This is a genomic window from Candidatus Pelagibacter sp. FZCC0015 (assembly GCF_007833635.1).
Taxonomy (GTDB): domain Bacteria; phylum Pseudomonadota; class Alphaproteobacteria; order Pelagibacterales; family Pelagibacteraceae; genus Pelagibacter.
Window position 1 is genome coordinate 845,391 of sequence record NZ_CP031125.1, and the last position, 13,372, is coordinate 858,762.

The window sequence follows — 13,372 nt, forward strand, 5'->3', positions numbered from 1 at the left end:
TTTTTACCTTTAATAAAATTATGTATAATAACTATACATAATTTTTTGCTATGGATGTTAAATTAGAAAAATGGCACAAATGTCAAGTTGATAAAGAAGTTCTTAAAGAGCTTTCAAAGAAATCAGATTTAAAAGGACTGCAACATGTTTCGGTTTTTTTTGGACTATTATTGGTAACTGGAATTCTAGCTTATCAAACTTGGGGTACATGGTGGTCAGTATTTTGGTTTTTAGTTTATGGAAATATTTACTCTTTTTCTAATCCATTATGGCATGAGACAGGTCACAAAACTGCTTTTCATTCAAAATTTTTAAACGAACTTTTTTATTACATTTCCTCCTATATGGCTAACTTTGAACCAACAAGATGGAGATACACACATTTTGTTCATCATGGAAATACTTATTCAACAGAAAATCCTTTTGATCATGAAATTGAATATGGCAATGATTTAAAAGAAACACCAAAAAGATTAATTATAAATATTATTCCATTTTTGGATTTAATTTTTTTTAAAAAACATATTTCATTTGAAATTATTCAGCATGCATTTGGAATTAAAACAAAAGTCATGCAAGATAGCATTCCAGAAAGTGCACAAGCAAAAGCAATTTTTATTTCAAGAATTTATGTTGCTATTTGGCTTTTAATTATTTTATGGTCTATATTAGTTTCTTCTTGGATGCCTCTATTATATTTTGTGTTACCACAATTTTATGGAAAAACTTTACATAAACTTGTTGCATTCACTCAGCACGCTGGTTTAGCAAGAAACGTCAAAGATCATAGGGTTACATCCCGTGAAATGTATTTAAATCCAATACTAAGTTTTTTATATTGGAAAATGGAATATCATTTAACTCATCATATGTTTCCAACAGTTCCATCATATAACCTGGACAAATTGCATCACCATATTAAAGATCAGTTACCAAAACCAAATGATGGATTAATAGATGCTTATAAAGAAATTATTCCTGCCTTAATGAAACAAAAAGAAGATACAAGCTATTTTATAAAAAAAGAACTACCCGAACCTCAAAATATTTAAAAATATACTAAGTATGATTTTACTTACTTGTCCTATTTAGATAAGAAACTATATATAACGCATGGCAAAAATTACTTATCACACTCACGATAACAAAACTCACACGATCGATGTTCAAAACGGTTTAACTGTAATGGAAGGTGCTGTTCAAAATGATATTCCAGGAATTGATGCAGATTGTGGAGGTGGAATGGCGTGTGCTACCTGCCATGTTTATGTCAAAGAAGAATGGTTAGATAAGCTTCCAGCAAAAGAAGATGGTGAGGAAGATATGCTTGATATGGCTTTTGAACCAAAAAGTAATAGTAGGTTGAGTTGTCAGTTAATAGTTTCAGATGAGCTGGATGGATTAGAAGTAAACATTCCATCAAAGCAAGGATAAATGAATAAAACAGATGTATTAATTATTGGAGCAGGGCCTACGGGTTTATTTTGTGCTCATCAACTTGGAATTATAGGCTTGAGCTGTGAGATAGTCGACAATCTTGATAAAGCAGGTGGTCAATGTATCGAGCTTTATCCTGACAAACCGATTTATGATATCCCAGCTGTACCAGAGTGTACTGGTGAAGAGTTAACTAATAATCTTTTACAACAAATTAAACCTTTCAATGTCAAATTTCATTTAAATGAAAGAGTAGAAGAGTTAAAAAAAAATCAAAATAGATGGCATGTTAAAACTTCTGGTGGAGTAGAGTTTGATGTTGCAGCAATTGTAATAGCTGGTGGTGTTGGTTCTTTTGAGCCAAGAAAATTTTCAGTAAAAGAATGTGAAAAATTTGAGGGAAATTCTTTATTTTATTCAATTAAAGATAAATCAATATTTAAAGATAAATCTATTTCAATTTTTGGTGGAGGGGATTCAGCTTTAGATTGGGCAATTGAATTATCAAATACATCTAAAGTAAATTTAATACATAGAAGAGATGGTTTTAGTGGAGCAGAGTCTAGTGTTCAAAAAGTAAAAGATCTTAATGATCAAGGAAAGTTAAATTTATTTACGAAATATCAAATGGATTCGGTAACTGGAGATAAACAAATTGAAACTGTTAAAATAAAACATGATGAAGGTGAAATTAAAGAAATTAAATCTGATTATGTATTAGGTTTCTTTGGTTTAATCATGCAGCTTGGGCCAATTTTAGATTGGGGTTTAAATATAAATAAAAAAACTGTTGAAGTTAATACCGAAAATTTTGAAACCAATGTAGACGGAATTTTTGCAATTGGTGATATTTGTTCTTATCCAGGAAAATTAAAATTAATTCTTTCAGGTTTTCATGAGGGAGCTTTAGCAGCTAGAGGTTGTTTTAAATATGCTAAACCAGATGAAAAATTAAGATTTGAATTCACAACAACTTCTAAAGCTGCACAAGAAAGACTTGGAATTAAAAAATGATAGAACTTTTTTCTGCTAATACTCCTAATGGATGGAAAATAAGTATTATGCTTGAAGAAATTGGTTATGAGTACAAAGTAACCAAAGTTGATTTAGGTAAAGATGAACAATTTAAACCAGAGTACTTAAAAATTAGTCCATTTGGTAAAATTCCCGTCATCATTGATCATGAGAACACTAAAAGCATCTTCGAGTCTGGTGCAATCTTAATGTATTTAGGTGAGAAAAGTGGAAAATTTTATAATGAAAAAGATAGACTGGTTATTAATCAATGGTTAATGGCTCAAATGGGAACCGTAGGTCCAATGATTGGCCAACATCACCAGTTTCATCACTATAATCCTGGCAAAAGTGAATTTGGGGAAGAAAGATATTTTAAAATTACTAAAAGAATTTATGGAGAATTAGACACAAGATTAAAACAATCTAAATTTCTTGCAGGTCCTGAATACACAATTGCTGATATTGCAACATGGCCATGGATGGCGAGACATGAGTGGCATGATATTGGTTTGAAAAATTATCAAAACTTATCTAGATGGTACCAAGAAATAGCTGAACGTGAGGCTGTAGTTAAAGGTTATGCTTTTATGGATAAAGAGGCAAAAATTCCAAAAGTTTAATTAATCATCAGCATGAACTTTTTCTTCTTTTTCATGCTTTTCTTGTGCTGCAATAGTGTATTTAGCAACAGGTCTTGCCATTAATCTTTTTAATCCAATTGGCTCTGCTGTATCTAAACAATAACCATAAGTATCTTCTCTAATTCTTCTTAACGCTTTATCTATTTCTGAGATTAATTTAATCTGTCTGTTAATTGCTTTCATCTCTACATTACTATCAATATAAGAGTTTGCCTGATCAACAATATCTGCAGAAATATTATTATCATCCATCCCACCATTGTAGAGAGCTTCATTATTAGCTTTGATTAGTTCTTTTTTCCATTCAGTTAGTCTCATTCTAAAAAATACTTTATGTTTTTCACACATATATTTTTCAGTATCTTTTGGAACATAAGTTTTTGAAATTTTTACAGGACCTTTGGCTGCAACTTTAGTTGTAGTTGGTTTTGCTTTACTCACAACTTTAGTTTTTGGTTTTGATACTTTTTTCTTTGCTTTAGTAGTCTTTGGCATAGCGTAATTTTAATCGCTCGCAGTATATTCAGCAAATTAGGGGTGTCAAGCAAGCTTAATTGATATAAATATTTATAAATGACTATTAATAACAAAAATATTGATAATGTTTTTTATATTTTTGTTACAGCTCATCTAATTTTTTGGACATTGATTCCATCAATTACAAATCACAATTTACCACTGGATACAATCGAAGCTTTAGCTTGGGGAAGTAATTTAGATTGGGGATTTAATAAACATCCACCCATGAGTGCTTTTTTTCCAGAAATTTTTTATCAAATTTTTGGATCACAAGATTGGGTTTATTATTTGTTAAGTCAAATTTTTGTAATTATTTCTTTTTATTATGTTTTCAAATTTTCAAATGAAATATTTAACAACAAATTATTAGGTTTAATTTCTGTATTATTAATTGAAGCTATTTACTTTTATAATTTCACCACACCTGAATTTAATGTGAATGTATGTCAATTACCCTTCTGGTCTTTAACAGTTTATTATTCCTGGAAAATATATAGTGGTTATGAAATAAAGTTTTTAGATTGTTTTTTAGTAGGTCTGTTTGCTGCTTTTGGATTCTTGTCAAAATATTTATTTATTTATTTGTTAGCATCCATCGATCTTTTATTTATTTATTTATTTTTTTTCAAAAAGGAGAAAAAATTTGATTTTAAATATCTTATTACTATTGAAGTTTTTTTAGTTGTTTTAGTCCCACATTTTATATGGCTATATAATAATGATTTTATTACTATTACATATGGATTAGCTAGAACTGGCTTAGAGCAATCTAGTTTTTTAGATCATATTAAATTTCCAATAATCTTTTTGATAAAACAAATTGGAATATTAGTTCCATTTTTAATTTTATCTTGGCTTTTGGTTAAAAAAATTAAATTGAATTTAAATTTGAAGGATAAAAAATTACTATTTTTGTTAGCAATTAATATTTTACCCATTGTTTTAATGTTTTTAACTTCATTAATTACCGGATCGAAAATTAGAACTATGTGGATGACACCATTCTATTTATTTATTGGTACATTATTCGTTTATTTGTTCCAGGCACAAATCAATTTAAAAAAATTAAAGCCATTTATGATTGGATTTGTTTTCTTTTTCTTTTTATCACCAGCACTTTACGCTTATATTTCAATATCAAAAGACGATAAGAGAACTGATTATATGGGCAAAGAAATTGCATTGAAAACTCAATATGCTTGGGATCAACAATTTGACACCAAAATAAATGTAGTTTTGGGCGATGAATGGAATGCTGGAAACTTATCTTATCATTTAAAATCTCGACCAGTTTGGGAAGGCTTTGTTGAAAGAGAAAAACTTGATCAATTGAAAGATTATATGTGCCTTGATAGTATTTGTGTAGGATCAAGATAGATGAAATACGTGGTTTTAATTCCAATTTATAACGACAGAGAGTCTCTAAAAAAACTGGTAGAAAATATTAATTCTGAAATAAAAGATTTAAATCATGAGATATCAATAGTTGTTATAAATGATGCTTCTTCTCAACAGATAGTTGATACCTACCCAAATATTAAGAATATTAGTTCAATTGAGATAGTTAACATGAAAGAGAACAGAGGCCATGCAAGATGTATTGCATCTGGTTTAAAATATATCTTTGAAAAAAAAGAATTCGATTTTGTCATCCCAATGGATGGAGATGGAGAGGATAGACCAGAAGAAATCAAAAATTTTATTGAACTTTCAGAACAATCTAGTGAAAAATCTTTAATAGGCGAGAGGGTAAAAAGATCTGAGGGAATAATTTTTAAAACTTGTTATCAATTTCATAAATTTCTAACTTTAGCATTTACGGGACAATCAATTAAATTTGGTAACTTTACATGTCTATCCAAATCAACTGTAAAAAAACTACTAGATGAAAAAGCTACTTGGAATAGTTTTTCTGGTTCACTAAAAAAAGTAGAGAAAGAACTTGTTTCAATGTCATCTATTAGAGGAAAAAGATATTTTGGCCCATCTCAGATGAGTTTTTTTAATTTATTAAAGCATTCACTTTCAATAATCAGTGTATTTAGAAAAACCGTTCTTATTCGCTCAGCATTATTTATTATTTTTTATATATTACTGATCAAAAGCTATGCCTCGGTAATTACCTCATTACCATTAGTTTTGTTATTGATAATGATTTATTCAATTTCTAGTTTAGCTTTAAGAGAAAATATTGAAGAATTTAATAATTCCTTAACAAATATTCACGATATTGATAAAATAAAATAGTTATGAAAAACTTTTTTAGAAAAGTTGCATTTGGCTTAAAGCCTGATGAAAAAGCTCCTTCCGATCCATTAGTTTGGGCTCAAAAACAGGTCGAGTCAATTCCGGAATTTAATTGGAAGGGGAAACATATCTATTCTGAAAAAGAAATGAGAAAGTATTGGATAACGCAAAGGGTTGAAGAAAATACTACATTAAGAAAAAAATATAAAAATGATCCAGAAGGTTTTAGGAGAGCTGAACGTAAATTAGAGGCTGATACTGGAAAAAAACTTTGGCCTGCTAACGAACTGTGCATCAGACACGCAGAAGGTATAAGAAGCGACCATCCAGTTTTAGCTAAACTTTGGTATTTTTGGGGAAATCATTTTACGATAAGCGACACACAAACATTAGGCTCATATTCTACTGGAGCTTATCAGAGAGATTTTATTAGAGCCAATATGGATAAAAATTTTGAAACTATGGCAACTGAAGCAACTCTAGCTTGGCCAATGATTATGCATCTTGATAATAAAGAAAATGTAGGCCCTAAGTCTGAAAGTGCAAAGCAAGAATGGAGAAGAAGAGAAAAGAGACCGGCAACACTAAATGAAAATCATGCAAGAGAATTAATGGAGCTTCACACTATTTCTCCAAAAGCAGGTTATACGCAAGAAGATGTAATAGAGTTAGCAAAAATTATGACTGGATGGAGACCTAAGTGGAGTAAATCAAAAGATAATGGAAGTGATGTGAGATTTGATAGAGAAAGACATGAGCCAGGAAAGAAGCAAGTATTAGGAAAAATTTATAAAAGTGGAAAAAAAGGCATAGGACTTGCAATAAAAGATTTGGTTAACCATCCATCTTGTAGAGAGTTTATTTCAACAAAGCTTTGTAGATATTTGATTACCGACGAACCAACACCTGAAATGATTGCTCCAGTTATAAAAGCGTGGGAACGATCAGATGGATTTTTGCCAGAAGTTCATAAAGCTGCAATTAAAGTTGCGTTCGAATACAATGAGAAATATCGAAAATTTCAAAACCCAGAAAATTGGTGGCTTACAACGATAAATATGTCAGGATCAACTTACTCATATCCAACTAAAGAGAAGGAAATTGATAGTCTCCCACTAGGAATTAAACCTTTTGGACAAATCAGTTGGCAAGGTTGGTTTTTAGAGGATTTAGGTTGTCATCCTTATAGACAAAAACAACCTAATGGATTTTCAGATCTTGAAAAAGACTGGCTATCAACAGAATTAATTATAAGAAGAATAATGTTTGCTAAAACTGCTTTCCATAAATTCAACACACAAGATATGTTAGATGACAATATTCATGAAAAAATAATTCGTAATAACTTTGATAATCCAGATAAAATTTTAAAAATTGTATCAAAGGCAAAGACTAACGAGGAAAAACATATATTATTATTTAACTTACCGGAGGTATTAAAGGCATGAAGATATCAAGAAGAGATTTTTTAAAAGGAACTGCAACTTCTTTATTTTTAGCTGGATTTAATTTCCCAGTTTTAGCCTCAACTTCCAAAAAGAAAAATTTAATTGTTATTATGCTTAGAGGAGGAATGGATGGTCTTTGTGCTGTTCCTGTTATTGGAGATAAACGTTTTGAAAAAATTAGAAAAGGTATTTTAATTGAAAATCCTATGAAACTCGATGCTGACTTTGCTTTGCATCCTAAGCTGAAGGGGTTTAGTGAATGTTGGCATGACAATTCGGGTGCAATTGTTCATGCAACCAGTATTCCATACACAGCTCGATCACATTTTGAAGGGCAAAATTTAATGGAGTCTGGTGGAAGAGTTCCTTATCAAGAAAAAACAGGATGGCTTGGACGGGGAATGAAACTTGCAAATCTTAAGGGAGAAGGTTTGGCATTATCCTTGCCGATGCCGTTATTATTAAGAGGTGTTCCTAAAAATGACAATTATTATCCAACAGACGGAAGACTTCCAAGAGAAGAAACGCTTGAGCTTTTAAAATCAGTTTACGCAGATAGTTCAGAAGAAGAATTATTAGATATGATGAATTTTATTAAAAAGCGTAAAAATGAACAGATGGGTACAGGAGCAAGTTACAATAAAAGAAATAATAAAAATCTTGCAATGAAAGCAGGACAACTTATGTCGAATCCAAATGGTCCAAGAGTTGCGGTGTTCGAAGTGAATGGTTTTGATACTCATGCGGCACAAGGTGGAATTAATGGTACTCACACAAGATGTTTGGTTGAAATGGATACGATTATTCAAAATTTAAAAATATCTAGAACGACTTATGCAAATTCAATTATCTTAACCGTTACAGAATTTGGCAGAACAATTAAGAAAAATGGTGGAAATGGAACTGAGCACGGTTATGGAACAGCAGTATTCTTAGCTGGAGGTTTAGTGAAAAAAAGCCAAGTTCACACTGATTGGCCAGGTCTAAAACGAAAAGAGCTTTTTGATGGAAGGGACTTGAATGCTACGATTGATGCAAGATCTGTTTATGCTTCTGCCATGTCTACAGTATTTGATTTAGATTTTAACAGAATCCAAAAAGAAGTTTTCTTTGGAGATAAATTACAAAATTTATCTGATAAGCTTTTTAAAGCTTAGTTAAGCTCTAATCGTTGGTAAACAATAAAAATCAGCTGTATCGATTTTAGAAGAATATTGTCTTCTCATATTCCACTTTTTATGAACGCCTGCACTTGCAACGCTTAAAGTAGATCTTCCATATCGGTGATTAGTGTTATCAATTGATCGCATTAAGCTATTTATTTTTTCATCCTTTTCAGATGTAAATAAATTTGTTTTGTCACTTGCATTAGAAAGTCCTGTTAGCATCACACCTGCTTTTTGATAACGGTAACCATTTTTAAATATGCTTTCTAATATTGAAACTGCTGTCTTAACTGTTTCAATACTATTGTTTGTTGCAATTGGAAAATCAACTGTCTTTGCATTTGAATAGTAACCAAAATTCCTTTGGAAGGGACTGGTTCTAACAAATACTGTAATTGCTTTTGCAACTAACGACTCTGATCTGATTTTTTCAGAGGCATTTAGGCAATAATTTGCAACTGCTTCTTTTAATTCCTGAAACGTTTCAATTCTTTTTCCAAATGATCTTGAAACTACACAGCTCTTTCTTTTAGTTGTAGTAGTCTCTAATCCAATACAAGAAATTCCCCTAAGCTCCATTGCAGTTCTTGAACTTAGAACATTTGAAGATTTTTTGATCCAGGTATTAGATTTATTTTTTAACTGCTTAGCATTATAAATTCCATGCTTTTGATAAAATTTAGTTAGTTGTCTACCAACACCCCAAACATCATTAATTTCAACTTTTTCTAAAATAGGATCTAAGTTTTCAATTCCAATTAAGCTTGTTACCCCTGATTGTTTTTTCTTTGCAATATGATTTGCAACTTTACTTAATGTTTTTGTATTTGCTATTCCAATACTTGTTGGGATACCAGTCCATTGTAAAACTGTTTCTCTAATTTCTTTTCCAACCTTTTCCACTTCACTATCAGGAAAGTTTGATAAATCTAAAAAAGCTTCATCAATTGAATAAACTTCTATTTCTGAATTAAATCTCTTAAGAGTTCGCATCACTCTTCTTGATAAATCTCCGTATAAAGAATAATTAGATGAAAAAACTTCAACTTTATTTTTAAGAATAATATCTTTTGCTTTAAAATAGGGCTCTCCCATTTTAATCCCTAAAGCTTTTGCTTCATTTGATCTTGAAATAATACAGCCATCATTATTAGATAAAACAACAACAGGCTTTCTTCTTATTTTTGGATTGAACAATCTTTCACATGAGACGTAAAAAGAATTACAATCAATTAATGCTATTTTTTTAGTATGTTGAATGGATGACATAAGTAACAACTCCCCAAATAAAAATATCTTGTTCTTCGTTAATTAAAATTCTGTCAGAAAACTCTTTAGATCCAGAAGTTAAAAATTTTTTATCTCTTTCTTGAACTAAAGTTTTAACCACAAGCTCATCATGAACATTTGCAATCACCGTTGAAAAGTTTTTTGGTTTTAAACTTTTATCAACCACTAATAAGTCACCATCATTAATCCCAACATCGACCATGGATTTACCTTGAACTCTAATGATGAAAGTTGCTGGAACATTTCTTATTAAATGCATGTTCAGATCAATATCTTCTTCGATATAATCAGTAGCGGGGGAAGGAAAACCAGCGCCTGCTTTATGTAGATAATAAGGGATTGTTAGTTTCATGTTCTTGTTTTGTTCTACTTTATAGACTATTTATACAATACACTCAAGAGGTTGTATTTTGAGTCCGTAATTGAATCAAAAGTGAATCAAAACGTGAACATCGAAACTACATTTTGTATGCTTGTGGATAACTTCAACCACTAGTAGTTTAAGTTGTTTATTAAGTTATATAAATTTTAATTTGATTATGAGTATTTTAGATTTTGTAATGGTTGGTTCTAATGATTATAAAAAATCAAGTGAGTTCTATGATGCTATTCTGGAACCTTTAAAATTAAAAAAAACCGTAACAACAGAAAAGTATATTGGTTATGCTCATTCAAGTGATCCTGACAAAACTCTATTCTACGTAACAAACCCTGTAAATGGTGAACCAGCAACCTTCGGTAATGGGACACAAATAACTTTATTAGCAGACTCTAAAGAAGCCGTTGAAAAATTTTATGAAATTGCAATGTCAAAAGGAGCTACTGACGAAGGAGGACCAGGAGTAAGAAGTGATGGAAATTATTATGCTTATATCCGTGATTTAGATGGAAATAAGATTGCAGCTAAAAGTAATTTAAAATAAAAAAGGAGATATATGAAATTAAATTGTCATTGTGGAGCTGTTGAAGCAGAAATTAATGCGACAGTTAACGAATTAGCAAAAATTGTAAGATGTAATTGCTCTATTTGTAAAAGAAAAAATGCAACAATGGGAATGGTTAAAAACGAAGATTTTAAAGTTACTAAAGGAGAGGATAAATTAACTTTATATAAATATCATACTAAAGTAGCTAATCATTACTTTTGCAAAGAGTGTGGAATTTATACTCATCACAATCCAAGAAGTGCACCAGCTATGACTGGATTTAATATGGGATGTGTAGACGAGGTTAAAGTAGAAGATTTAAAAGAGGTAGCTTTCTTTGATGGTCTTAACCATCCGATGGATCAAGAAAAATAAAAATTTAATGCAATCTACTGCTGAGTGTTTTAAAAAAGTTAAAAGTGATTGTTATAAATTTATAAAATCACAAGAAACTTCAAAAGAAAAATTTAGTAACAAAGACAAGATGTTAAAGTCTTTCTTGATACCTGTAAGTTTTTGGATTGCAAAAAAAGCAGATAATAAAAAACCTTATTTTGTTGGATTAGCAGGAGGACAAGGAACAGGCAAAACAACTATAAGTTCAATAATAAAGATAATATTAGAAAAGTATTTTAAACTAAAAGTATTCAAGATCTCTATTGATGATTTTTATAAAACTAGAAAAGAAAGAATAGGTTTATCAAAAAAAGTACACCCAATGTTATTGACTAGAGGGGTTCCTGGAACTCATGATATCAGTATGATGCTAGATTTCTTTAAAAAATCTAAAGCAAAAAAATTTAAAAATATGAAGTTACCAAATTTTAATAAGGCAATTGATGACAGATTTCCTAAAAACAAATGGAACACAATCCATAAAAGACCAGATGTAATTATTTTTGAAGGATGGTGTGTCGGAGCAAGAGCAGAAACTAACAAGACATTAAAAAAATCTATTAATTCTATGGAAAAAGCTAATGATGATAAACTGGTTTGGAGAAAATATGTTAATCAACAATTAAAGACTAAATATAAAAAGCTATATTCTCAGTTAAATTGTATGATTTACTTAAAGGCAAAAAACTTTAGTTTATTACAAAAGTGGAGATTAAAGCAGGAACACAAACTATGGTTAAAAACAAAGAAAAAAGGTGGTCATAAAATAATGAGTAAAGGGGACGTAATAAATTTTATGCAAACTTACCAAAGAGTTACTCAAAACATGTTCAAAAATATGCCTAAATATGCATCTATAATTTTAAATTTAAACAGTAAACATCAAATTAAAACTGCTGTATATAAATCGAAATGAAAAAAATATTTATAATAGTTATCGCATCAATATTATATTTTAGTAATGCTTTCGCAGTTACGCTTCTTGATGCATTAAATCAGACATATAAAAATAATATTCAATTAAATGCTGAAAGAGAAAATATTAAAGTCTCAGAAGAAGATGTGAACATTGCAAAAGCTGATTACAAACCTTCTCTAACTGTTAAAGGATCAAAAAGTATTGAGGAAACAAATAAACTTACTAATCAAAGCGGAGGTGATGCAAGTGTAACTGATGTAGATCCGTTCACCACTTCAATTAAATTAGAACAAACCTTATTAGATTTTGGTAGAGGTTTAACTCTTGAAAAAAATTTAACTGCTTTAGATTTAGCAAAAGCTCAGTTAGTTAAAAAAGAACAAGATATTTTACATAAAGCAATTGATGCATTCACAAACTTAATTCTTGCTAGAGAAACGCTAGATATTAACACTAAAAATTTAAATCTTTTAATTAGACAAGTTGAAAATGATAAAATTAGAAGAGACAGAGGTCAAATTACAAATACTGATTTAGCACAATCTGAATCATCGCTTGCAGGTGCTCAAGCACAATTTGCTAAAGCAAAAAGTGACTTATTAATCAGTAAACTAAATTATGAGAATATAATTGGTAAAATCAGTGATCCAAATCAATTACAAAAAAATTCAAATGCGATAGTTAGTATTCCAAGTACTTTAAACGAAGCAATTAATCTTTCAAAACAAAACAACCCTGATATTCAAATAGCAAAATTTGATTTAGCTAAAGCGGAGAAAGAATTAGCAATTTCAGAGTCAGATTTAAAGCCGACTGCTTCTTTATCATTAGAAAGATCTTATACAGAAGACCTTAGTTCAACTTATGATGAGAGAGAAAAAGATATTTTAAAAGCAGAGATTAGTTGGCCGTTTTATTCAGGTGGAAAAAAGAGATCAACTATCAATAAAAATTCAAATTTAACTACAAGAAAAAGACTATTATTGGATGATGCTGTCAGAACTAATGAAACCAATGTAGCAAGTGCTTGGTCTAGTCTAGAATCTTCAGAAAGTTTTTTAAATTCAGTTAGAGTTCAAGTAAATGCTGCTGAAATAGCTAATGAAGGAATAGCTGCGGAATACGAAAGAGGTTCGAGAACAACTTTAGATGTTATCCAATCTAATTCTTTATTACTTTCTGCTCAAATTTCTCTAGCAAATTCAGAGAAAAACTATCTAATGGCTCAATACAATCTGCTTAAAGTAGTAGGCTTGCTTAATAGCCAATATCTAAAACTTAAGTAATTATTTGATTTTTAAGGCCAAAAAATAAATATATTGCTAATGAGAACAAAATGTGTACATTTATTTCATGATTCGAGTGT

15 protein-coding genes are annotated in these 13,372 nt (G+C 30.1%); 12 read left to right on the forward strand and 3 right to left on the reverse strand.

Annotated elements, in window-relative coordinates:
• Positions 1-50: 50 nt before the first annotated feature.
• The 4 genes from DT059_RS04425 (at position 51) to DT059_RS04440 (ending at position 3,074) form a co-directional block, all read left to right on the forward strand.
• On the forward strand, positions 51-1,052 hold the full coding sequence (locus tag DT059_RS04425) for a fatty acid desaturase (RefSeq protein ID WP_145597103.1): 1,002 nt from the start codon (positions 51-53) through the stop codon (positions 1,050-1,052).
• A gap of 61 nt (positions 1,053-1,113) precedes the next feature.
• On the forward strand, positions 1,114-1,434 hold the full coding sequence (locus DT059_RS04430; protein ID WP_145597105.1) for a 2Fe-2S iron-sulfur cluster-binding protein: 321 nt from the start codon (positions 1,114-1,116) through the stop codon (positions 1,432-1,434).
• Positions 1,435-2,451: an NAD(P)/FAD-dependent oxidoreductase gene (locus tag DT059_RS04435; RefSeq protein WP_145597106.1), complete on the forward strand. Its 1,017-nt coding sequence runs from the start codon at positions 1,435-1,437 to the stop codon at positions 2,449-2,451.
• Entirely contained in the window at positions 2,448-3,074 is a 627-nt protein-coding gene (locus DT059_RS04440) for a glutathione S-transferase family protein (protein ID WP_145597108.1), read from the forward strand. Before DT059_RS04435 ends, DT059_RS04440 begins: the two co-directional genes overlap by 4 nt.
• Here the strand turns inward: DT059_RS04440 and DT059_RS04445 are convergent, their stop codons facing one another.
• Positions 3,075-3,590: a TraR/DksA family transcriptional regulator gene (locus DT059_RS04445; RefSeq protein ID WP_145597109.1), complete on the reverse strand. Its 516-nt coding sequence runs from the start codon at positions 3,588-3,590 to the stop codon at positions 3,075-3,077. It abuts the gene before it with no gap.
• 78 nt (positions 3,591-3,668) lie between these two features.
• On the opposite strand from DT059_RS04445, the gene DT059_RS04450 reads away from it, so the two are divergent.
• The 4 genes from DT059_RS04450 to DT059_RS04465 are packed head-to-tail and all read left to right on the forward strand — an operon-like array spanning position 3,669 to position 8,466.
• Positions 3,669-4,991 (forward strand): glycosyltransferase family 39 protein, encoded by a 1,323-nt coding sequence (locus DT059_RS04450; protein ID WP_145597111.1) that lies wholly within the window; start codon positions 3,669-3,671, stop codon positions 4,989-4,991.
• The gene (locus DT059_RS04455; protein WP_145597112.1) at positions 4,992-5,861 is read left to right on the forward strand and encodes a glycosyltransferase; all 870 of its coding nucleotides are present in this window, start codon (positions 4,992-4,994) and stop codon (positions 5,859-5,861) included.
• Positions 5,862-5,863: 2 nt separating this feature from the next.
• Complete coding sequence (locus DT059_RS04460) at positions 5,864-7,309, forward strand: DUF1800 family protein (RefSeq protein WP_145597113.1); 1,446 nt, start codon at positions 5,864-5,866, stop codon at positions 7,307-7,309.
• On the forward strand, positions 7,306-8,466 hold the full coding sequence (locus DT059_RS04465) for a DUF1501 domain-containing protein (RefSeq protein ID WP_145597115.1): 1,161 nt from the start codon (positions 7,306-7,308) through the stop codon (positions 8,464-8,466). Before DT059_RS04460 ends, DT059_RS04465 begins: the two co-directional genes overlap by 4 nt.
• On the opposite strand, the gene DT059_RS04470 is transcribed toward DT059_RS04465, so the two are convergent.
• Complete coding sequence (locus tag DT059_RS04470) at positions 8,467-9,744, reverse strand: Y-family DNA polymerase (RefSeq protein ID WP_145597116.1); 1,278 nt, start codon at positions 9,742-9,744, stop codon at positions 8,467-8,469.
• Entirely contained in the window at positions 9,722-10,117 is a 396-nt protein-coding gene (locus DT059_RS04475) for a LexA family protein (protein WP_034390305.1), read from the reverse strand. Before DT059_RS04475 ends, DT059_RS04470 begins: the two co-directional genes overlap by 23 nt.
• 187 nt (positions 10,118-10,304) lie before the next feature.
• On the opposite strand from DT059_RS04475, the gene DT059_RS04480 reads away from it, so the two are divergent.
• The 4 genes from DT059_RS04480 to DT059_RS04495 are packed head-to-tail and all read left to right on the forward strand — an operon-like array spanning position 10,305 to position 13,292.
• Positions 10,305-10,688, forward strand: coding sequence for a VOC family protein (locus DT059_RS04480; protein ID WP_145597117.1), 384 nt, complete (start codon positions 10,305-10,307; stop codon positions 10,686-10,688).
• 12 nt (positions 10,689-10,700) lie between these two features.
• The gene (locus DT059_RS04485; protein WP_145597119.1) at positions 10,701-11,066 is read left to right on the forward strand and encodes a GFA family protein; all 366 of its coding nucleotides are present in this window, start codon (positions 10,701-10,703) and stop codon (positions 11,064-11,066) included.
• Complete coding sequence (locus DT059_RS04490; protein ID WP_240704585.1) at positions 11,032-12,003, forward strand: uridine kinase; 972 nt, start codon at positions 11,032-11,034, stop codon at positions 12,001-12,003. Before DT059_RS04485 ends, DT059_RS04490 begins: the two co-directional genes overlap by 35 nt.
• On the forward strand, positions 12,000-13,292 hold the full coding sequence (locus tag DT059_RS04495) for a TolC family outer membrane protein (RefSeq protein WP_145597120.1): 1,293 nt from the start codon (positions 12,000-12,002) through the stop codon (positions 13,290-13,292). The genes DT059_RS04490 and DT059_RS04495 overlap by 4 nt, the downstream gene beginning before the upstream one ends.
• Positions 13,293-13,372: the final 80 nt, after the last annotated feature.